16 protein-coding genes, 1 tRNA gene and 2 rRNA genes (1 of these 19 only partly in view) are annotated in these 21,102 nt (G+C 58.7%); 11 read left to right on the top strand and 8 right to left on the bottom strand.

Features of this window, described 5'->3' with window-relative positions:
- Positions 1 to 19 precede the first annotated feature (19 nt).
- The 5 genes from P73_RS04825 to P73_RS04805 all read right to left on the bottom strand — a co-directional run bounded on the left by P73_RS04825 (position 20) and on the right by P73_RS04805 (position 3,050).
- Positions 20 to 496 carry a ClbS/DfsB family four-helix bundle protein gene (locus P73_RS04825; protein ID WP_043871391.1) on the bottom strand — a complete coding sequence of 159 codons (477 nt, stop codon included), beginning with the start codon at positions 494 to 496 and terminating at the stop codon, positions 20 to 22.
- A 126-nt stretch (positions 497 to 622) separates the two neighbouring features.
- Complete coding sequence (locus P73_RS04820) at positions 623 to 1,060, bottom strand: hypothetical protein (protein ID WP_139267223.1); 438 nt, start codon at positions 1,058 to 1,060, stop codon at positions 623 to 625.
- A 47-nt stretch (positions 1,061 to 1,107) separates the two neighbouring features.
- A complete protein-coding gene (gene radC, locus P73_RS04815) occupies positions 1,108 to 1,587 on the bottom strand; it encodes a RadC family protein (protein ID WP_052453041.1) in 480 nt (159 codons plus the stop codon).
- A gap of 114 nt (positions 1,588 to 1,701) precedes the next feature.
- A complete protein-coding gene (locus tag P73_RS04810; RefSeq protein WP_043868696.1) occupies positions 1,702 to 2,097 on the bottom strand; it encodes a DUF2958 domain-containing protein in 396 nt (131 codons plus the stop codon).
- Positions 2,094 to 3,050, bottom strand: a complete 957-nt coding sequence (locus P73_RS04805) for an ArdC family protein (RefSeq protein WP_043868695.1) — start codon at positions 3,048 to 3,050, stop codon at positions 2,094 to 2,096. Before P73_RS04805 ends, P73_RS04810 begins: the two co-directional genes overlap by 4 nt.
- 355 nt (positions 3,051 to 3,405) lie before the next feature.
- Here P73_RS04805 and P73_RS04800 point away from each other — a divergent pair, with 355 nt between their 5' ends.
- From P73_RS04800 to P73_RS24755, 11 genes are all read left to right on the top strand, one after another.
- Positions 3,406 to 3,723 carry an H-NS histone family protein gene (locus P73_RS04800; protein WP_043868694.1) on the top strand — a complete coding sequence of 106 codons (318 nt, stop codon included), beginning with the start codon at positions 3,406 to 3,408 and terminating at the stop codon, positions 3,721 to 3,723.
- A 16-nt stretch (positions 3,724 to 3,739) separates the two neighbouring features.
- Positions 3,740 to 4,351 (top strand): plasmid pRiA4b ORF-3 family protein, encoded by a 612-nt coding sequence (locus tag P73_RS04795; RefSeq protein WP_043868693.1) that lies wholly within the window; start codon positions 3,740 to 3,742, stop codon positions 4,349 to 4,351.
- Positions 4,352 to 4,555: 204 nt separating this feature from the next.
- On the top strand, positions 4,556 to 5,434 hold the full coding sequence (locus P73_RS24775) for a hypothetical protein (RefSeq protein WP_074743457.1): 879 nt from the start codon (positions 4,556 to 4,558) through the stop codon (positions 5,432 to 5,434).
- Complete coding sequence (locus P73_RS24770; RefSeq protein ID WP_074743459.1) at positions 5,427 to 8,729, top strand: DEAD/DEAH box helicase; 3,303 nt, start codon at positions 5,427 to 5,429, stop codon at positions 8,727 to 8,729. Before P73_RS24775 ends, P73_RS24770 begins: the two co-directional genes overlap by 8 nt.
- Before the next feature lie 974 nt (positions 8,730 to 9,703).
- Complete coding sequence (locus P73_RS04785; RefSeq protein WP_043868691.1) at positions 9,704 to 11,248, top strand: Fic family protein; 1,545 nt, start codon at positions 9,704 to 9,706, stop codon at positions 11,246 to 11,248.
- 85 nt (positions 11,249 to 11,333) lie between these two features.
- Positions 11,334 to 14,141 (top strand): AAA family ATPase, encoded by a 2,808-nt coding sequence (locus P73_RS04780; protein WP_202966936.1) that lies wholly within the window; start codon positions 11,334 to 11,336, stop codon positions 14,139 to 14,141.
- Entirely contained in the window at positions 14,138 to 15,442 is a 1,305-nt protein-coding gene (locus P73_RS04775) for an McrC family protein (protein WP_043868690.1), read from the top strand. The genes P73_RS04780 and P73_RS04775 overlap by 4 nt, the downstream gene beginning before the upstream one ends.
- A gap of 286 nt (positions 15,443 to 15,728) precedes the next feature.
- Positions 15,729 to 15,878, top strand: coding sequence for a hypothetical protein (locus tag P73_RS24765; protein ID WP_202966935.1), 150 nt, complete (start codon positions 15,729 to 15,731; stop codon positions 15,876 to 15,878).
- Positions 15,875 to 17,038, top strand: coding sequence for a DNA polymerase IV (gene dinB, locus P73_RS04765; protein WP_245629233.1), 1,164 nt, complete (start codon positions 15,875 to 15,877; stop codon positions 17,036 to 17,038). The genes P73_RS24765 and dinB overlap by 4 nt, the downstream gene beginning before the upstream one ends.
- Positions 17,035 to 17,406, top strand: coding sequence for a hypothetical protein (locus P73_RS04760; protein ID WP_043868689.1), 372 nt, complete (start codon positions 17,035 to 17,037; stop codon positions 17,404 to 17,406). Before dinB ends, P73_RS04760 begins: the two co-directional genes overlap by 4 nt.
- A 480-nt stretch (positions 17,407 to 17,886) precedes the next feature.
- Positions 17,887 to 19,647, top strand: a complete 1,761-nt coding sequence (locus P73_RS24755) for a recombinase family protein (protein WP_074743463.1) — start codon at positions 17,887 to 17,889, stop codon at positions 19,645 to 19,647.
- On the opposite strand, the gene P73_RS04750 is transcribed toward P73_RS24755, so the two are convergent.
- From P73_RS04750 to P73_RS04740, 3 genes are all read right to left on the bottom strand, one after another.
- A tRNA-Met gene (locus P73_RS04750) sits at positions 19,604 to 19,680 on the bottom strand. The two genes, P73_RS24755 and P73_RS04750, sit on opposite strands and share 44 nt — an antisense overlap.
- A 75-nt stretch (positions 19,681 to 19,755) precedes the next feature.
- A 5S ribosomal RNA gene (gene rrf, locus P73_RS04745) occupies positions 19,756 to 19,870 on the bottom strand.
- A gap of 80 nt (positions 19,871 to 19,950) precedes the next feature.
- Positions 19,951 to 21,102, bottom strand: a 23S ribosomal RNA gene (locus tag P73_RS04740) (it continues 1,679 nt past the right edge of the window).

Genomic DNA, 21,102 nt, shown 5'->3' with positions numbered 1-21,102 from the left:
CCGGCAAACCCGGAGCGGTTCATCCCCGTGCATTCGCATAGGGCGAAGAAGTATTGAACTGGCTCATGCGGCCCTTGGTCCATTTGCCATACCAAGGCTGTCCGTAAAGTTCATTGTCTGACCGTGCTGCAATGGTCTCAACCAGTCGCCCCTTTGCCTCTAAGAGGCGGGCCAGCAGGTCGTTCCAGTCCAGGGATTGATGGTCGTCGTAAAATTTCCGCGCCAGCTGCCCGAGTTCATTCCATTTGAACCCGGTCTCGGGAAAGTCGACTTGCTCGCCTCTGTCGTCGCGATCCAACCATTTCAAGACCAGTTCGTTCCAGCCGATCAGGTAGGCCACCAGATCGGCCGGGCTCATCATCGTGCCCGCCGCATGACCCTCCAGCGAGGCTTCCCGCGCGCGGGCCACCGGGACCCGCGCGAGATCCGCATAAAGCCGATCAAATGTCAGCGAAATCGCTGCAAGCAACTCTTCCTTTGATGTCGGCACTGCCATCGCCATCATCCTCAATTCTTGTACAAGCGCCTGCACCGCACCCATGGTATCGCAGTCATGTCCAACCTGCGTAAGCGCGGCCTGATTTCGACGTGCTCACGCCCGGCGGAGAGTGCAATACGCTGGTCAGTTCCGGAGCGCATCCAGGGTTGCGCAAAGTTCGTCCACACGCCTGATACCGGCAATCTCGTAGTCCACCCGGCCAACCATCGGAACACCACCCTCGCTCTCCGACATCGGCAATGCCTTCAAGCCGATCACAAAAACACAGGAATCAGTGCGCAGGCGCCATTGAAGGACGCCGGCCTCGTCCGCGCCTTGATATTCCATCGAGACGATGAACGAGCCCTCAATTGCCCCGATCACTTCTTCGCTCTCGAAGATGGTGGTCATCTGCCAGGCACTGTCTGCATGGGGCGGCAGCGCGGCGAAGGCCGCAGTGGAGATTCCAAAGGCGCAGGCACCAGCCAGAAGCAGTTTCTTCATCATTCGATCCAAGGTTATCATTTGTTGAACAGGAACCCATAGGACGCATCCGAGGCCTCCATCCTTGGTATAAGTCATCCCCTTTTCCCCGTCTAATCGCTGCGCATTTCCGGACCTGTCCCAGATCAGATATCGCCTCTTGCCCGGAGACTGGTTTCACGACCTGCTCCGGTAATGATGTGGTCATGCAAGACGATGCCCAGGGCAGCGCAGGCTTTCTGGATTTCCAGCGTCATTTTCAGATCGGCCTCCGAGGGTTCAGGATCGCCGGCCGGGTGATTGTGGACCAGGATCAGGGCGCTCGCCCCAAGCAGAAGGGCGCGCTTCAACACCTCGCGCGGATAGACCGGGACATGATCTACAGTCCCGACCGCCAGTTGCTCATCGCAGATCAGGCGGTTCTTGCGGTCGAGATAGAGCGCATGCAGACGCTCAACGTCACCCCTAACGCTGAGCGCGCAATAATCGAGCACCGCCTGCCAGGAGGTCAGGACCGGATTCTGGTTCAGATTGCGGAGCAGGATCTGTCGCGCCTCGGAGATGATGGCCTGTTCCTGCGCCGAGAACTGCGCATCGGCGCTGAAGCTGATCTGATTGCGTGTCATTTTCTGCGTCCAGACGGGCAGCGGGCAACATGCCGGGCTTTCACCGCGTCATGGGAGATGCGCCGCCCTCTTCCAGAGAGTGCGACGCGAGCCGGAAAGCCTGAAAGCCGCAGATCAGGGGATCCGGCTCTCATTATAGGAGGAAGTGTGAGGCAAGCTGGCTCCCAGTCGATAGAGGCGCTGTTCGGCGGCGCGAATGCTGCCGGTTTCGCGCGCGGCCTCCGCCCAGACGGAGATCGGAAAATCCCCCGTGAAGAGCAGATCACGCTCGATCCCCATGCCGAAGGGCAGCCGGACGGAGCGCAGTTCCTCAAGGCTCCACGACCCAAGTTCGGGATAGCCGAGATCGGCCAACCCGAACATGATGTCGCCACCGTCGTCCAGTTCAGTGGCAAGCCAGACCCCGGCGCCGAAGGGATTGAAGAACTTCACCACCGGGATGTGATCCTGATCGCGGTCACGCCCATTGGCCAGCAGACGGTCGCGCTGAGTGCCGGTCAGGAGGATCATGCCGCAACCCTCCCCTCGGTGACTACGGAATCCGGTTCACCAGCATCCGCGCCCGGCAGATACGACAGCAGCCAGTCGGCCGCCTTGCTGGCCTGTGAGGCCGCGCGGACGACGGCGCGATTGTCTTCGCGCAGCACTTCCAGCCAGGATCCGATATAATCGGCATGGCGCACCGTCGGCACGATACCCAGCGAGGCACAGCAGAAGGCGGCGCTCATCTCGGCCACCAGTTCCTCGAACGCGTATTTCTTCGTACCGAAGCCGCCCGAAAAATCCCGTCCGAGCCGCGAGGCGTGACCTGTCGCATGCCCCATCTCGTGCAGGGCAGTACGGTGCCAGTTGATCGGCTCGAAATAGGCCTGCGGAGGCGGCACCTGCACATAGTCATGGGCGGGCACGTAATAGGCGCGATCCCCACCGATGCGGAAGTCGATGCCGGTGGCCCGGATCAGCGCCTCGACCTGCGGCTCGATCAGGCCAGGCGGCGGTGGCGGGGCCTCAACGGCGATCTCCTCAGGAAGGCCCTCGCACTGCGCAGCATTGAACACAGTGAAGCGCTTGAGGAACGGGATGCGCCCCGGCTCATCACCGGTCTCACGGGCCCGGCGCTTTTCATCTTCGGGCGTGAAACGATCGGCATAGACAACGGTGGTGCCGCGTTCGCCCTTCCTCACATTTCCACCGAGCGACAGCGCCTGGCGGAAGGTGAGCCAATGCTGGGTCGGGAAGCCATGCTGGACCACTGCGCCCCAGAGGATCAGGACGTTGATCCCGGAATATTGCCTCGAAGTCGCTGCGTTCCTCGGCATGGCAAGCGATGCCTTTGCCGCCGCCGTGCCCCAGGGCTGAACCCACGGCAAACGCCCCTCCTCCAGTTCGGCGATGATCTTGCCAGTGATATCGTCGTAAAGATTGCTGCGCGCGCCACCGCCGACGCGATCCTGTCTGGCCATCGAGATGTTCTCCGCGACGGGCGCCGGAGACCTCTTCTCCAGCCCTCAACCCGTCACGGAAAACCCGTCCGCACTCTAACTCTCAGGAGGGCGTCGCGTGGTTCTCCCCACTGAAGGAGGTGCATAGGCAACACCAGTGCCGATCAGGGGGAAGGTTTTCCCCGGCTTCGCGTTTTCTAAAGGACACCGCATGGCCCAATCCCCTGCCTGGGCGCAGATTCAACCTCAGGCTGGTTGTATTCCCCCCACTATGTGCGTTTATCTGTCTGGCAATCACGGCTCTGAACGGCCAGGGACCGGCGAGCACCTTTCAAAACTCCCGAGGTCAAACTGCTCGGGCATAAATGAGGATAATATGGCTGATATCGACCTGAGCACCCTTTCCCTCGCGGAGTTGAAGCATCTGGAAAAGAACGTCGCAAAGGCCATCACCAGTTTCGAGGAACGTCGTAAAGCCGAAGCCCGCGCCAAGGTCGACGAACTGGCGCGCGAACTCGGTTTCAGTCTCAACGAACTGGTTGAAGCTGCGCCCATCCGTAAACGCGCAGCATCGGAACCCAAATACCGTCATCCGGAAAACTCCGAGATCACCTGGTCGGGCCGCGGCCGCAAACCGGGATGGATCGCAGACGCGCTGGCCTCCGGCAAATCGCTTGAGGACTTCGCAATCTGATCAGGAAGCATCCGCCATGTACCAGCCGGTGAACGCCGTCCGTCTGCATGTGTCGCTGGCCGACATAGACCCGCCCATTTGGCGGCGTCTTGTCGTGCCGGCAGACTGGACGCTCGACAAGCTTCATCTGGTGCTGCAGGCGGCGTTCAGTTGGACCGACAGCCACCTGCATGAGTTCCGGATCGGCGGCTTGCGCTATGGCGATCCCGGCCCGTTGGAGGACGGTTTCGGCGGAGTGAAGGTCTTCAACTACTCCGAGGTCAGTCTGGCGGACTTCACGGGGCAGGATCTCGCCTTCAGCTATCTCTATGACTTTGGCGATGACTGGACCCATGTGATCCGGATCGAGGAATGGCTCTCCCTCGATCCCCTGCCCCGTCATGCCGAATGCATCGAAGGTGCCCGCGCTCGACCTCCGGAGGATGTCGGTGGCCCCTGGTCTTATGCCGACTTTCTCGAAACCATCCGCGACCCCGACCATGACGACCACAAGGCGCATCTTCGCTGGGCAGGTGGGCATTTCGACTCGGAATGGTTCGACCTCGACCTGATCAACAAAGATCTGCGCAACACCTTCCGTACCAACGTCAGCAGACGTCTGCACCAACCCAAGGCAAAGCGGCTTTAGCCAGTGAGCGGGACAAGCGATGGGCGTTAAGGGCGGAAAGCGGCCTGAGGTCTGCACGGCAACGTACCTTCTGCGTCGTGCCTGAGCGAGCATGTTGCGCTACGCGCTTTCAATTTCCGACCCCGTACTAGAATGAAAATGGGCTGGACTTCAACCTGCACGTGCGACATCATCCAAAAATTATCAGCCTTTTGATCGCACCGAATGCCAATTATTCTTACGCCTTTCCCGTCTTCCGATTGCGAATTGACTGAATGGTCCATCGAGGGTGCGAGGTATGATGAATTCATTCGCGTCTTAGCTTACCTTTATCTGCGCCAAGAAAGAAATGCACTCAGGGTGATCTCTGAGCTCGATCCGGTCCGGCGGCCGCGTCATGGAAATGTATGTGAGAACGCCTTAGCCAAGCTATCTGGCCCGGACCTAGCCGATTTGGATTTGTTGAAAAGCGGCGCCGGCCCTGTTAAAAAAAAGGCCATGGATCGTATCAAAAATCACATCGCACAGCGAGATGGTCTTCTCTTTCAACATATTTCGTGGATTGCTGCTCGTATTGCGCTTCCAAATGGTCACATGACTGCTCCTCATGTGCGAAAGGCGGACAAAGGATTTGATGGATTTATCATTGAAGTTGATATCGCAGAGAAGAAGATTGCTCGGCTCATCCTATGTGAAGATAAGGCATCCGAAAAGCCAAGGAATCTCATCTACAGAAGTGTCTGGGACGAGATCAGAGGCATAATAAATCGTGAGCGAGATGATCAAATTCTTGCTGATCTGACAACCCTTTTGGGTGGGATCAATGGCCTCGACTGTGACGCTGCGGAAGCCGCAATCGATAGAATGATTTGGGATGACGTTCGGAAATTCCGTGTTTCTGTGGCAACGGGGGAAAATCACCGCAAGATAAAAGGGGGATACGCACATATTATGAAGGGGTTTGCAGGGGTTGCCCCCGGCGTCGCAGATTCTCGCATAGGTGGAGTTCTTGCTTTCAAAGATGTTAGAGGTGGACTTGACCAGATTTCCAAAGATGTTGCAGATCGCGTGCGAATGATTTCCGAAGAGATTAAAAGTGTTTGATGAAAGCTCCCGCCGTCTTTTGCGAAGCGCACCAAATCTGAAGGGGCTTGATGCAGAAACGTTGGATCAACTCTTAACGGAGGCTCACGTCGTTCTGGCAACGGTACGTGGACGCATAGGTGGCGTTGACGACGAAGCCACTCTGGAACGTATTCGGCGATTAGCGGCAACCTTTGAGGCTTATGTTGCGCTCGGCATTCGTCCAGATCAGCGACGTGCTGCAGCTTTTGTTGCAGCGAGCGCGCATCAGATCGTCGCACAGGCGGCGCGTTCGCGCCGCGAAGGCCCTAGTCTAGTGTCGAGTGATGCAATCGATTCCTCGATATCTAGCATTTTACTCTTCCTCCTTGCCGAACGTACAGCCGATGCGCATGAGGCTGCGGCACGTCTACGCGCGCAGGGGGAGGCCAGAGCGGCGCGTCGTACACTCATTTTGTCCATTAGGGAGTTTGCTCGCAGCGAGCTTGCTACCGTCGTCGAACGTGATCTTGAAAAGGACAGAATACCGAATGACGAAAGCCGCGAAGCGGCTGCTGACCTTTTATATCGAGAATGCTCCTATGTCGTGCAGATGTTGGCGAAAGAAGCACTTGGTTTTTCCGACGATGACGCTGCTTATGAGAAGATAAAATCGCGGCTTGAGCGAGTAATGGCATTAGCTCGTGTGGTCGATGATGGCCCGGGCGGAAGTTTTGAAGGTCCAGTATATCTGCAGTTTTCAGGACCCTATCATCTTGCGGCACTTCTTATGGCTCTCATAGATGGTGTGCGAGAAACGATGCTTGTTAAGCTCCCAGTGCCCAGTGGCGGAACTAATGCCTCATCTTGGATATCTTGGCTGACAACTCAGGCAGAGACACGTCCGTTTCTTTGGACGAACCACCTAGCAGCCGTCCGTACCGGCTATCTAAACCGTGGCGTTTCGATGGTGATGACATCGCCGACTGGATCAGGTAAAACCACTCTAGCGGTCTTGAAGATCGCCGCTGCCCGCTGCGCTGGCAAAGGAGTTGTTTATCTCGCGCCCACACATGCGCTTGTTGATCAAGTAGAAGAGGATCTCTCGGGCGAGGTCGGTCACTTAGAATCTAACAGCGTCGAAGACCTTGATATTGAGGAAATCGGTGAGCGTCTCCCAGATATCGCAGTAATGACTCCTGAACGTTGTTTGGCGCTGATAAATTCAGAACCGGCTCTCTTCGCAAACGTGGGTCTCTTAGTGTTCGACGAATTTCATCTGATTAGCGCTGATACTGCGGGTCAGATCGGGCCTGGTGACAGTCGTGCAATAGATGCAATGCTAGCTTTGCTCTCCTTTCTAGAGTGTCGTAAAGACGCTGACCTCCTGCTTCTTTCAGCCATGGTGTCGAATGGAAATGCGATTTCTGAATGGCTGAAGAATGTGTGGGGACGTGAAGTGCGTGTCTTCGATGATCCATGGAAGCCAACACGTCAGCTGCGCTCTTGTGTAATCTATGATCAGAGTGAATTGCAAGCAGCGTACGCTGCAGCACAGGCCCTTCCCATTGCGTCGGATCGAAAAAAAGTCAAACTAAATCCGCTTGGCCTTTTCTCCCTCATTGCCGGTTGGCACCCGAATGATCACGAGAAACTTCTCATTCGCCCAATAACTAGCTACCAGCCCCCTCTAGCGATAAATCAGTATGATAGTCTGACCGCCAACAGGAACATCGTGGCGGCTGAAATCGCCGCAGAGTACGCTGCCCTCGGCAAGCGTGTGATTGTTTTCTGTGCTGACACGAAAGCTTGTGGCAGCGTTCGAGATCACATTAATGAGTTGTTGAAGCCCGCGAATGTGACTTTGAACGAAGCACAAGAAGCTTTGCGCTCTGCTGCACTTGCGGACGTTGGATGTGCCAAAGCTGTCTTCGACCCATCCGGTTTGCGAGCAGCAGTTCACCACGGCGATCTGCTGCCAGTGGAGCGCCGACTAGTCGAAAGCGTTTTTAAAAGTAGACGTCCCAAAGACGAGGCTCTTCTGGGGGTAGACGTTGTCGCAGCCACATCAACGATATCTCAAGGGCTCAATTTGCCATGCGATGTAGTTATCCTTGCAGGCACTGACCGGAGTGCAAAAGACGATCCCAGCGGGAATCCTAGACAAAACCTAAAGCCCCACGAAATCCTTAATGCTTTGGGTAGAGCTGGTCGTGCCGCCTATGCAGCAACTGGTGTAGCAATTGTGGTGCCAGCAACGCCGATCTTCATTGATCTTGCCGAAATGAAATTTCCTGCGATCAGTCCACTACCTATAGTTTTCTCGGAAAAAGACGCTTGTAGCCCAATCCTTGATCCGATCGAACAGCTACTCGACCAAATAGAGAGTAGTGCAATAAGCGACCCTCGAATGCAGGGAATGATCCGACGGCTTGCAGCAGTCGCACAGGACGGCAAGATCGGCTTTGACGGAATTGCACGCGGGTCCTTCGGCTACCACCAACGGCGTACATTGAACGAAGAGACTGCCTACGCGTGGCTGTCAGCACGCCGAGAGGCAATTAAAGCTGCGGCGTTGGCCCTCACGGATCCCCCAGTTCTGGATTGGCAGCAGGAACTCGCAGTACGGAATGGTATACCTCCAGAAATCATAGCCCGTGTCGACACCGCGTATCACCTAGCACCAGTTCATGAATCGACAACCGCAGAGTGGATCGACTGGCTTCTTGATACCTGTGTACTCTCCGAGAGCGACCTCAAACTCTTTGTCAGAGGTTCCTCGTTGGAAGCCGTGTTTGGACGCGCCTGGAGCAAACCATTAGATCGAAACAAAGCCTTTGCCGATGTTCTCAACGCTTTGAAGCATATCACACGTATGTGGTGTGGGGGGAAAACAATTGTTGAAATAGAGGCTCACCTGCTAAACTTTATACGTGCTCATGAAGGAGAGGTGAAAATAAGATCCAGTCAATCTGCAACGGCTCATCGTGCTAGACGGTTCGCTATTCGCATCCTTCCAGATATAGGATTCCTCAGCAGTCTGTTTGCGCAAGTTGCCGCCCACCGCGCATTGGAGATAGGTGTTGACGAGGTACCTATAGCCTCCATGCTGCAGCGTATGGTCAAGGCTGGTGACTACGATAGACACCATACCGTACTGCGCATAGCGATAAAAAATCCTTCTAGGATAATTTCTCTGCGCGCCTGCAACGAGTTACGAACTCATTTCACGGCAGGCACATTAGATCCTATCGAAGCAGTTCAAGGCGACATACGTCGTGCACTGATCCTCCAGGGGTTTGATGATTTCGGCGATGATTTCGATGACCTTCTTTGATCACCCATGGCACATATTTTGCATATCTTTACTGCAACGCGGTAGTTTATTCGTCATTTTCCGGCCGTTTTACAGAACTTACTTAGCTGCGCTCGCGGCTAAGAATTTTCAGCGGTGACTGTTGAAAGTGGGTTTCTGAGGTCACGGCGTCGTAGGCGGGGTTTGAGTCCGACGGCCAGCAAAGGGCAGGGAGCGCTGTGCAGGGTTGTGTTGGTCGAAGGGCAGCTTTGGGCCGAGATATGTCAAAACTCGTTGCCGGGGTCTTTCTAAGGATGACTTTCCCCGCTAACCGGAATAGCGGCCTCAGATCTTCCTTCGCGCGGTTGGCGGCCCGCGTGGTCTCGCCAAAGCTGGAGGGGCGGCGACTGGACCCCTAGCGGGCCGGGATGCCGATCAGGCAGATCACCTGCCTGATGTTTTAGGCTAGGACGTTCATCGCTATTTCGATGCGCACGTCTTTCAGCGTTCGGGTCAGGAAATGGGTGTGTCTCATCGTCTTGATTCAGGAGTTGTCCGCGACGACAAAGCAAGATCCCCCAGAAGAAGGTTCGACCTGGGCAGGCAAATTCGAGGCGCTTCGCGAAAGCATGATCTTCGAAGGGCGCGCATTGACACCCCCCCGTGGATCGCCGCTCCCAGATTGATGCACATTGTCCGAATGCGCTCCAGGCAAGCAGCGCACGACTTCTATGAAGAGGAGGTGCGATTGGCGCGGGAAAAACTCGCGAAGCTCCCCACGACTGAACGCAGACCAGGCGCGAGCGACCGTCCCGCTCGCTGTGCGCGCTGCCGCCCCTCCGACCGGACACCGGGCTGAACATCGACCTCTCGTCATGCCATTTTCTACACTCCAGGCCCTCATGAAGCCTTTTCGACATCAATGATTGATTCTCTACATGATGGCCGTATAAGAATTTTCGACAAGAACCCGTCATTTGCGGTCCTAATCCGCGCGCATGAGGCCTTTTCGACGCATGAGACCCGACAGCCTGACGCCGCCCTTCTTCCAGGATGAGCCCCTCCCCGAGGGCGCCAGCCTCGCGGGTTGGGCCGCGCTGGCCTCCGCCTTCGGCATCCCTGCGCCGGTGCGCAACCCCACCTGCATCTCGGACCGTCACGTGCGCGGCAATGTCCGCGCGGAGGGTATCTGGCAGGTCTATGACAAGAGATACCTGCCCGATGCGACGCTGGAGGGCCATCTGGGCTTTGCCATGCGGCATGAGAGCATCGACCTTCTGATCCTCAAGCGTGTGTTCGATGCCGTTCCACAGCAGGACATCGAAATCATCGTCCGCGCCACACCGACCGGCACCTTCTCGCGGCGGCTCTGGTTCTTCTTCGAAACGCTGACGGGACGCAGGCTCGATCTCGAGGATGCGCCTACCGTCACGGCGGTCCCCGCCCTGGACCCTACCCTCTATTTCACCGGCGAGGAGCGCTTCTCGCAGCGCCACCGTGTCCGGGACAATCTGCTTGGCACCGGCGCCCTCTGCCCGGTGATCCGGCGCACAGAGAAGCTCAAGGCACTGATCGCGCTCGACCTGGCCGAGCGGGCCAAGGAGACCATCGGCAAGACCGGCGGCCATGTCGTGGCGCGGGCGGCGAGTTTCATGCTACTGGCCGACAGCCGCGCGAGCTTCGAGATCGAAGGCGAGCGCCCTCCCGTCAACCGTCTGGAACGCTGGGGACGCGCGGTGCTCGAGGCCGGCAAGCGCCCCCTCAATCAGACCGAGATCTACCGCCTGCATCGCATCTTGATCGGTGATGATCGCCTGACCCCGATCGGCTATCGCGACGACGGGGTCTTTCTGGGTGAACGGGACCACAGTAACGACCCCTTGCCCGAGTTCATCGGCGCACGGCCCGACGATGTTCCCGACCTCATGACGGCACTGAACGACTGCAACAACCGGCTACGGCTGACGGATACCGAAGAGGTCGATCCCGTCCTGCAAGCCGCCATCATCGCCTTCGGCTTCGTCTATATCCACCCGCTGGCAGATGGGAATGGCCGCCTGCACCGCTGCCTGATCCATCACGTTCTCGCCGAGCGGAAGTTTACCCCACCCGGGATGGTCTTCCCGGTCTCGTCCGTGATGCTCGACCGCATCGACGATTACCGGGCGGTCCTGCAAAGCCACTCGGCACCGCTGATGGACCACATCCTGTGGCGCGCAACGCCCACCGGCAATGTCGAGGTCCTGAACGACACGGCCGACCTCTATCGCTTCTACGACTGCACGGCGGAGGCCGAATTCCTCTATGACTGCGTCCGCAAGACCATCGAGGAGGACCTGCCGCGCGAGATCACCTACCTCAAGCGCCACGACGCGGCGATGCGCGCCATTATGAACCGCATCGAGATGCCAGACGCTCTGGCACGGCAGGTGATCCTGTTCGTCACCCAGAATGACGGGCGGTTCCCGAAGCGCAGGCGCGACCGCGACCCCTTCGTCAAACTCACCGATGCCGAGATCGCCGATCTGGAGGAAATTGTAACGACGGCGTTCTCGAACTGAATTCAACCCGCACCCCGCACAGCACCCTACCCACAGACGCGCAAACATCCGATTTGACGGCCCTCGAAAGCACAGGACAGCAGTAATGGCGAGATTCAACCCGCACCAGAAAAGCGCCGCAGTGTATCCTGTGGTCTCGGACTTCGCCGACCGCTGCCTGCTGCAGGATGGCTCTCTTCTCCAGCCAGACATTCGTCTTTGGACAGCCGACAATCTCGCTGAACTGGACCGCACATTCGTCCAGAATCCCGATGAAGGCACAGACAGCTATTACCAGAAGCTCGAGCAGCAGATCTCCTCAGGCACGCCGGAAAGCCGCCAGTTGATGGCCGAGCTGCACTGGGTCCTGTTCACCTTTCCGAGCGACATGGGTGCCGCGACCAAAGCGCAGAGGGTCAGAGAAATCTGGTCCTGGTCCGGCACCCCGCTTCCCGAGGGCGTTGCGGCCTTGAGCCCGGAGGTTCTGGAAGGCATCGGCCACGCGGGCACGGCCTATAACACGCACAGATGGCGGGAGCTGAGTTTCCTGATTGCCCTGGTTCGTGACTGGAAAGCGCAGCCGCCTGAGATGCAGGCCCAACAGCGCAAGGACCATGAGGCGTTCTGCGCGTTCCTGGGCAAGGTGCCCAGTGTCGAGGGCCGCCAACTGCGTCAGATCCTTCCGCATCTCCTGTTTCCCGATCACTACGAGCGGATTTCAAGCCCGCGGCACAAGCGAGAGATCCTTGAAGGCTTTGCCGTGGCAACGCGCAAGGACATCCGGAAGATGCGGATTTCCGAACTGGATTCGCATCTACTTGCCCTGCGCCGCAGGCTTGAGGCGGAGCTCGGCCGGGAGATCGATTTCTATGAGCCGGACATTGAACAGCGCTGGCGGGAAAGCGGCGCGACCTATCTGATCAGCTGGAATCCGTCACGCTGGGACTGGGAGACTTTCGTCCAGGATCGCCAGCAGACCGCGTCCGGAGGCACTGTGGTCCATCGGTGGCGCACGAGTTCGAAAAAGCCAAAGCCGGACGACACGGTCTTCCTGATCCGAACCGGCGACGATTTCCGTGGCATCATCGCAAGGGGACGGGTTGCGAAGGCCGCCTACTCCGACCTTCACTGGGACTCAGAGCGCGCCGCCGCGGGTGAGACCACGGATTTCATCGATGTGGAATTCGAGGACATACGGGACCCACTGAAGGATGCCTACATCCCGCATGCGACCCTGACGAGCAAGATCAGCGGGCAGGACTGGAGCCCTCAGTCGTCCGGAATTCTGATCAAGCCCGCCGCAGCGCGGGCTCTGGAAAAGCTCTGGGAAAACGCGAAGCCTGCGAAAACAGACGTCGAAATGGCGGTACCGATCATGGGATCAAGCTCGCACAACATCATCCTTTACGGCCCGCCCGGCACTGGGAAGACCTACCGCACGGCGGAAGAAGCTGTTCGGCTGTGCGGGAAACCTGTACCCGATGACCGTGCCGAACTGATGGCCACGTACCAGCGCCTCCTCGCCGCCGGTCGGATCGAATTCGTCACCTTTCATCAGTCGATGGCCTATGAAGAGTTTGTCGAGGGCCGACAGCCGATGACCGGCGCGGATGAGGGTGAGGACACATCTTCGGCCGGCTTCCGGCTGGAGACGGTGCCCGGCATATTCCGACGCATCGCGAAACGCGCCGAGACCAGCCGCGGGCATTCATCTGAAGAGGAAGCGACACGCGTCGAGGGCCGCCAGGTCTTCAAGATGTCGATTGGCGAGGCGAACAACCCCGAGGACGCGCATCTTTTCGAGGAAGCGATCAAGGGCGGCTATGCTCTTCTCGGCTTCGAGGACATTGACTGGTCGGACGACAAGTTCGAAAGCCGAGAGGCGATCATCGACGCCTGCAAGGCCCACGGCGACCAGAACGGCGCTGTCGATGCCAGATCCGGCATGGTGCAAATGCCCTTCATCTTCCGGAACTGGGTCCGAAAGGGCGACATCGTCATCGTTTCCAAAGGCAATGGGCTGTTTCGAGCCATCGGGGAGTTTACGGGCGGGTACGAGTTTGCCCCACGTCCCGAGGGCGGATATGCCCATCGGCGAGCCGTCCGCTGGCTTTGGATCGACCGAGAGGGCGTGCCTGTCGGCGAGATCTATTCCCGGAAGTTCTCCCAGAAATCAATCTACGCCCTCTATGACGCCGAGCTCAACGTCCCGGCCCTCGAGCGCTACATGAACAGCCAGCAGAACGAGGGGCCGTCCGAACCCGAACCCTTCGTCCTGATCATCGACGAGATCAACCGGGCCAATATCTCCAAGGTGTTCGGAGAGCTGATCACGCTCTTGGAACCGGACAAGCGGCTCGGCCAGCCCAACCAGCTCAAGGTGCGCCTGCCCTATTCGGGGGATGAGTTCGGTGTCCCGTCGAACCTGCATATCGTCGGCACGATGAACACGGCAGACCGCTCCATCGCTCTGCTCGACACAGCGCTGCGACGCCGGTTCACGTTCCGGGAAATGATGCCCGATCCGGCCGTCCTGAAGGATACCGTGACCCACACCGGCATCGATCTGCCGAACCTTTTGACCATCATCAATGAACGCATTGAATACCTCTACGATCGCGATCACCAGATCGGGCATGCCTATTTCACCGGCTGCAACACCCGCGCGGATGTGGACGCAGCGATGCGGCACAAGGTGATCCCGCTGCTGGCCGAGTACTTCTTCGAGGATTGGGGCAAGATCGCCGCGGTACTCGGCGATCTCGAGACGCATGACAGGCCCATCACGGGGGGCTTTCTGAACAGGTCAGTCCTCAAGGCACCGCCGGGGCTCGACAATGGTGAGGCGATGCCGCGCTTCCGGTGGGACGTGCGCGAAGACGGCTTCGATTACGCGCGGCTTCTCGGCTCATGATCCGCCGCACGCTCCGCGAATGGCAGCGCATCGGCTATGGGGATGACGACACGACCATCCCGACCGCCGAGGCTGATCGGATTGCCGCCGTGGCGGCGCGCTCGAGCTTCGCGGGGCGTGGCGGCGAAGGCGTGCTCGAACACGGCCGCAAGGGCTTGCGGGCCCGCGGTGTGGTCGGCGTGATCGCAGCACAGGGCTGTCAGCTGGAGATCCTTCCCAAGATCGAAGGTCTTGGAGAACACGACGCCTCTGACGAAGCCCTGCGTCGCCGTCTTATCCACATGCTCGCGGTGGTTCACGATCTGCGGATCGATGCAGGCTCGCTGGCCCAGCTCGGATGGCAGACGGACACCATCCTCGAATTGCTGATCCGCCTGTTCTGCGCCCGCCTGATGGAAGCGGTGCGCATGGGTCTGCCGCGCCGCTATGTGGACCATGCAGACGACCTCCCCGCTCTGCGCGGCAGGCTCGACGCTGCCCGGCAGTTCTCGCGCCATGCGGTGGCACCGCAGCGGCTGGCCTGTCGGTACGACGAGCTGTCCTCCGACATCGCCCTCAACCAGGTGATGCGCGCTGCCGTCACCCGTTTGCAGCACGTGGCCCAGGCCCCCGACAATCAGCGCATCCTGCGCGAACTGGGCTTCGCCTATGCGGATGTGGCCGAGGTTCCCGTCCCTGCGCTCCGATGGGACCAGATCACTCTGGATCGAACAAACCAACGGTGGCGCGAGCTCGTATCCTTCGCGCGCCTGCTTCTCGGGGATCGGCATCAGCAGACCAGCGCAGGATCCATGGATGGCCATGCGCTCCTGTTCGAGATGAATGCCTTGTTCGAGCAATACGTCGCACGACTGGTCACCCGTGCTTTGGCCGGAAGCGGTTACCGTGTTGCAGCGCAAGGTGGCCACCGGGACTGCCTGTTCGAAGCCGATAAAGGGCGGTTTCGGACCAAGCCGGACCTCATCATCAGGCACGGAGATCGAACGGTGCTTGTCGTGGACACGAAATGGAAGCGGATGGCCCCCCGCATCGACGACCCCAAACAGGGGATCAGCCAGGCCGACGTGTATCAGTTGATGGCCTACAGCCAACTCTATGGCTGCCGGGACGTCATGTTGCTCTACCCCCATCACGGCGATCTCCCGCCAGAACCGATTTGCACCCGATACGCCATCTCACGTGAAGGCGCCGAAGAGGCCCTTCACGTCGCAACCCTTGTCATGACCGGTCCCTCGCGATCGCACGTCGATGCGTTGAAGAAGCTATTGGGACGGATGTTACCGTCTTCCGTGGCGGCCTAGGCAACGAGCGGAATGAGGCAAACGGACTGACCTCGATCAAAGCGTCATAAACCGGTGTTTACCCCGACCAACCGGCCCGCAATCCTAAGAGGCCAAGTGAGGTGACTGCCAGGCAGACCATCACATTGCGTATCACCAGCAGGTTGGCGGTATTGCCTAAGATCCGCAACGGATGGGCGGCATTGGCGGCACTTAAGCCGAGGGGGAGAGGATGTGCCCGGCAAACAACAAGGTGCCTGAGATGTGCAACCAAATCGCGCCCGCGCCACTTCCTTCGGCAATGATCATGAGCACCAGAGCCATAGCGATCCTCACAAGCCGCGAAGACGTCGAGACCTGGCTGACGGCAGACTGGCCTGAGGCAAAGGCACTGCAACGCGTACTCGATGACGACCTGCTTGAACTCATCGAAAAACCGGCACCCGAGGTCAGGTGAGCATTTCCATGTCGGGACAAGCGGAGCAGATCGGGGAGACGGATGATCGGGACGGCAAGGTCCGCAAGATCATCCATGTCGATATGGATGCCTTCTATGCCTCGGTCGAACAACGCGACAATCCCGAGCTGCGCGGCAAGCCGGTCGCGGTCGGTGGCTCAGCGGCCCGAGGTGTCGTGGCTGCCGCCAGCTATGAGGCCCGCGCCTTCGGCGTGCGCTCGGCCCTGCCTTCGGTCACTGCGAAACGGCGCTGCCCGGATCTGATCTTCGTTAAGCCGCGCTTCGAGGTTTATCGCGCCGTCTCGGCGCAGATCCGCAAGGTCTTTGCAGAGCATACCGACCTGATCGAGCCCTTGTCGCTGGATGAAGCCTATCTCGATGTCACCGAGAACAAGCAGGGCATCGCCATTGCGACAGAGATCGCACAGATCATCCGGAGCAGGATCAAGGAAGTGACGGGCCTCAACGCCTCGGCAGGCATCAGCTATTGCAAGTTCCTTGCCAAGATGGCGAGCGATCTGAACAAGCCCAATGGCCAGGCCGTCATCACTCCGGCGCGCGGCCCGCAATTCGTGGCCGAGCTGCCGGTCAAGAAGTTCCACGGTGTCGGCCCTGCGACAGCAGCGAAGATGGAACGCCTCGGCATTTTGACCGGCGCCGATCTCCGCGCAAAATCGGCCGATTTCCTGCGCGACCATTTCGGGAAGTCGGGCGGCTGGTACTACCGTATTTCGCGCGGGATCGATAATCGCCAGGTAGAGCCCAACCGGGAACGCAAGTCCATCGGGGCCGAGGACACGTTCGCCGAGGACCTCATTGACCTCGAACCGGCACGGCAGGAGGTCGAAACTCTTGCGGCAAAAGTCTGGCGAAGCTGCAAGGGCAAAGCATTGACCGGCCGCACGGTAACGCTCAAGGTAAAGTACGCCGATTTCCAGCAGATCACCCGCAGCCGGACGATTGATCGCGGCGTGGTTGATGCAGACGACCTGGCAGCGATCAGCACGACACTGCTGGAGGGCCTGTTCCCCTTCGAGAAGGGTGTGCGGCTTCTCGGCGTGACGCTATCCTCGCTGGAACCAGAAGATGCCGAGAGCATCGGGCAGCAGCTCAGTCTCGGTTTGCCGGACACGCAGGGACCGAACAGGGGTACGAGATGAAACGGCAGGACGAAGAGCGCATTGCAGCCCAACTCGCCAAGGCAATGGCCATGATCTGCGTCCGCAACACCATGCTTGAAGGAATCCATTCCGGGCGTGTTCCGGTGACTAGGACAGGGGATTTCTCGGATGTCTTCGTCACCGATGGCGATGGCAACCAAATCCCGTGGACAGAGCTGTCGCGCATTGATGATGATGAGATGCGCGACCTGATGCGTCAGGTGGTCAATCGGCTCTACACGTTTCAGGTCCGCTTTGGCGAGCCGGAATTTCGGGCATTTGTCGACCGCTGGCTGGGAGCTGCCCACCACTGGGATGAACCCACCCTCGACGCTGGTCTTGCAAAGAGCACTGCCTGGCCCGGATGAGTGTTGAAATCAAACCGACGTATCCCTAAGCTGGAGACAGGACCTGGCTGGAACGTCTCGCTGTGCGAGCAGATGTTCAAATCCCTGTGAGCCGCACATTCGCACAGTGTCGCGCCAGTATTTGCGCTACGCCATGCTGCTCAGGACTACGCCAATGCCCTATTTTGCACCCTATCGACACCTGAACGCCGCCGAGCGCTTCTCTGTAACCGATGATTTTTCCTCGGTAGTCTCGTCGACACAGGCATTTCAGCCGATGGGACGAACATGGCACGGCAACGGCAAACCACAGCCACGACGCTTCGATTGGTCGCCCAGACCACAGATGAAGCTGTTGCGCGCGTGGCCGATGCCCGCAGACCCGATCCTCGCCTCGTCGATCTTGTCCGGCAACTTGCCCGGCAGGCTGCACGCGACTTCGTTCAACAGGAGACGGCCCGACTGCCGAGCGACCGCCTCCCAGATTAGGGAGAACCTCGCATGAGAGTCGCACTCTACGCCCGCTATTCCTCCGACAATCAGCGCGACGCCTCGATCGCAGATCAGCTGCGCCTGTGCCGCCTTCGCGCCGAGAAAGAAGGCTGGACCGTCGTCGAGGAATACACCGACCATGCCGTCTCCGGTTCCAGCATGATCCTGCGGTCGGGGATCCAAGCGCTGATCATGGATTCCTCCCGCGGACGCTTCGATATGATCTTGGCCGAAGCCATGGACCGACTGTCGCGCGATCAGGAAGACATCGCCGGCATTTTCAAACGGATGACCTATGCCGATGTGAAGATGTTCACGCTGTCTGAGGGCGAGATCACCCATCTGCATGTCGGGCTGAAGGGCACGATGAATGCCCTGTTCCTGAAGGATCTGGCCGACAAAACCCGGCGCGGGCTCCGCGGCCGGGTCGAGGACGGCAAATCTGGCGGCGGCCTCTGCTACGGCTACGACGTGGTGAAGAAGTTCGATGACCGTGGTGAGGCGGTCCGCGGTGATCGCACCATCAACGAGACCGAGGCCGGGGTCGTGCGCCGCATCTTTGCGGATTATCTCGACGGCAAGTCCTCCCGCACCATCGCCATGGATCTGAACCGCGAAGGCATCGCCGGCCCGCAGGGCAGTGAATGGGGACCGTCCACTATCCACGGCAATCCCAAGCGTGGAACGGGAATCCTGAACAACGAGCTCTATGTCGGCAAGCTGGTCTGGAACCGGCTGCGCTACATCAAAGACCCTGATACCGGGCGTCGCGTGTCGCGGCTGAACCCCGAGAGTGACTGGGTGACACAGGAGGTTCCCGAGCTTCGGCTCGTGGATCAGGATATCTGGGATGCGGTGAAGGAACGGCAGAGCCGACTGGCCTATGAGCCCGCCAAAGAGACCAGCAGCAATTTCCTGAACGACCGGCGGCGGCCGAAGCACCTCTTCGCAGGGCTTATCAAATGCGGCTGCTGTGGTGGCGGCTACTCCATGATCTCGAAGGATCTGCTCGGTTGCTCCACCGCGCGCAACAAGGGCACCTGCGACAACCGGCTGAACATCCGGCGCGATGCGCTGGAAGCCTCTATCCTGAATGGGTTGCGCAAGCACCTGATGGAACCGGAGTTGTTCAAGGAGTTCTGCGCCGAGTTCACCAAAGAGGTGAACCGGCTCCGCATCGAGCGCGGTGCAGACCTGGAAGGGTGGAAGCAGGAACTGAAGCGGGTAGATAAGGAACTCGACAAGATTGTCGATGCTATCCTCGAAGGCTTCCCGCCCTCCAAATTGAAGGACAAAGCGGAGAAGCTGGAGGCGCGGAAGGCGGAGCTTGCAGACAAACTCGCCAATGCCGACGAGCCCCCTCCCCTGATGCATCCCAACATGGCAAGCCTCTATGCGCAGCGGATCAGCCAGCTCTATGAGCACCTGCAGGACAAGGATGGCCGCACCCAGGCTGCCGAGACCTTCCGGTCACTGGTCGATCAGGTGACACTCGTGCCTGACAATGGGGAATTGGCGATTGTGTTGCGCGGAGATCTTGGCGCGATCCTGCGCTTTGCCGCTGGCAGGAAGAACCCTGATTTCCTCTCGGAAGCACAGGCTCTGGATAACCTGCTATCGCCGGGATCGTTGGTTGCGGGGACGCGCAACAGACGATCACTGCGGAATGCGTCCGGACAGCAAAAAACCTCCTCGGCGGATGCCTTGGAGGTTTCGCAATTATCGTTGGTTGCGGGGGCAGGATTTGAACCTGCGACCTTCAGGTTATGAGCCTGACGAGCTACCGGGCTGCTCCACCCCGCGACAGGGTATTTTTGCCCACGGGCGATTTATCGATCGGGGGCACATCGTTGAGAGAGATTATGGGCTCTTTACTAGGTTTGGCGGTGACCTACTCTCCCACGTCTTGAGACGCAGTACCATTGGCGCGGTCGTGCTTAACGGCCGAGTTCGGGAAGGGATCGGGTGTTTCACTGACGCTGTGACCACCAAACCGAGGAAAGAGCCAAGTCAAGCAGGGATTGTGTATGCTTCTGGTTTGTCCGTAGCAGCTGAGTTTTGCTTTTACTGGATCAAATCAAGCCTATCGGGCAATTAGTACCGGTCAACTGAATGCATTGCTGCACTTACATCTCCGGCCTATCGACGTGGTGGTCTTCCACGGCCCTCAGGGATACCTTGTTTTGAGGGGGGCTTCCCGCTTAGATGCCTTCAGCGGTTATCCTTTCCGATCATAGCTACCCTGCACTACCGTTGGCACGATAACAGGTCCACCAGTGGATCGTTCACCCCGGTCCTCTCGTACTAGGGGCAACTCCTCTCAAGTATCCTACACCCACGGCAGATAGGGACCGAACTGTCTCACGACGTTCTAAACCCAGCTCACGTACCTCTTTAAATGGCGAACAGCCATACCCTTGGGACCTGCTCCAGCCCCAGGATGAGATGAGCCGACATCGAGGTGCCAAACACTGCCGTCGATATGGACTCTTGGGCAGTATCAGCCTGTTATCCCCGGCGTACCTTTTATCCGTTGAGCGATGGCCCTTCCACTCGGGACCACCGGATCACTATGGCCGACTTTCGTCTCTGCTCGACTTGTCAGTCTTGCAGTCAGGCTGGCTTCTGCCATTGCACTCAACGAGCGATTTCCGACCGCTCTGAGCCAACCTTCGCGCGCCTCCGTTACTCTTTGGGAGGCGACCGCCCCAGTCAAACTACCCGCCACACAGGGTCCCGGGTCCCGATGAGGGATCGCGGTTAGACATCAAGCAGAACAAGGGTGGTATCTCAAGGGAGGCTCCACAGGGACTGGCGTCCCTGCTTCGAAGCCTACCACCTATCCTGCACATGTTGTGCCTGATGCCAGTGTGAAGCTGTAGTAAAGGTGCACGGGGTCTTTCCGTCTAACCGCGGGAAGCCTGCATCTTGACAGGCAATTCAATTTCGCTGAGTCGATGTTGGAGACAGCGGGGAAGTCGTTACGCCATTCGTGCAGGTCGGAACTTACCCGACAAGGAATTTCGCTACCTTAGGACCGTTATAGTTACGGCCGCCGTTTACCTGGGCTTCAATTCAAGGCTTGCACCTCTCCTTTTAACCTTCAGGCACCGGGCAGGCGTCAGACCCTATACGTCGTCTTGCGACTTCGCAGAGCCCTGTGTTTTTAGTAAACAGTCGCCACCCCCTGGTTTGTGCCCCCAGCCAATACTTGCGTAGAAACTG

It is taken from the genome of Celeribacter indicus, assembly GCF_000819565.1.
GTDB lineage: Bacteria > Pseudomonadota > Alphaproteobacteria > Rhodobacterales > Rhodobacteraceae > Celeribacter > Celeribacter indicus.
Note: the sequence above shows the minus strand (reverse complement) of the source record. Positions and strands in the feature narration are given on the sequence as shown.

Excerpts from the sequence above, each read along its gene's own strand:
- P73_RS04825 (WP_043871391.1), bottom strand. The coding sequence starts at position 496 with ATGGCAGTGCCGACATCAAAGGAAGAGTTGCTTGCAGCGATTTCGCTG.
- P73_RS04820 (WP_139267223.1), bottom strand. The coding sequence starts at position 1,060 with ATGACTTATACCAAGGATGGAGGCCTCGGATGCGTCCTATGGGTTCCT.
- radC (WP_052453041.1), bottom strand. The coding sequence starts at position 1,587 with ATGACACGCAATCAGATCAGCTTCAGCGCCGATGCGCAGTTCTCGGCG.
- P73_RS04810 (WP_043868696.1), bottom strand. The coding sequence starts at position 2,097 with ATGATCCTCCTGACCGGCACTCAGCGCGACCGTCTGCTGGCCAATGGG.
- P73_RS04805 (WP_043868695.1), bottom strand. The coding sequence starts at position 3,050 with ATGGCCAGACAGGATCGCGTCGGCGGTGGCGCGCGCAGCAATCTTTAC.
- P73_RS04800 (WP_043868694.1), top strand. The coding sequence starts at position 3,406 with ATGGCTGATATCGACCTGAGCACCCTTTCCCTCGCGGAGTTGAAGCAT.
- P73_RS04795 (WP_043868693.1), top strand. The coding sequence starts at position 3,740 with ATGTACCAGCCGGTGAACGCCGTCCGTCTGCATGTGTCGCTGGCCGAC.
- P73_RS24775 (WP_074743457.1), top strand. The coding sequence starts at position 4,556 with ATGCCAATTATTCTTACGCCTTTCCCGTCTTCCGATTGCGAATTGACT.
- P73_RS04785 (WP_043868691.1), top strand. The coding sequence starts at position 9,704 with ATGAGACCCGACAGCCTGACGCCGCCCTTCTTCCAGGATGAGCCCCTC.
- P73_RS04780 (WP_202966936.1), top strand. The coding sequence starts at position 11,334 with ATGGCGAGATTCAACCCGCACCAGAAAAGCGCCGCAGTGTATCCTGTG.
- P73_RS04775 (WP_043868690.1), top strand. The coding sequence starts at position 14,138 with ATGATCCGCCGCACGCTCCGCGAATGGCAGCGCATCGGCTATGGGGAT.
- P73_RS24765 (WP_202966935.1), top strand. The coding sequence starts at position 15,729 with ATGAGCACCAGAGCCATAGCGATCCTCACAAGCCGCGAAGACGTCGAG.
- P73_RS04760 (WP_043868689.1), top strand. The coding sequence starts at position 17,035 with ATGAAACGGCAGGACGAAGAGCGCATTGCAGCCCAACTCGCCAAGGCA.
- P73_RS24755 (WP_074743463.1), top strand. The coding sequence starts at position 17,887 with ATGAGAGTCGCACTCTACGCCCGCTATTCCTCCGACAATCAGCGCGAC.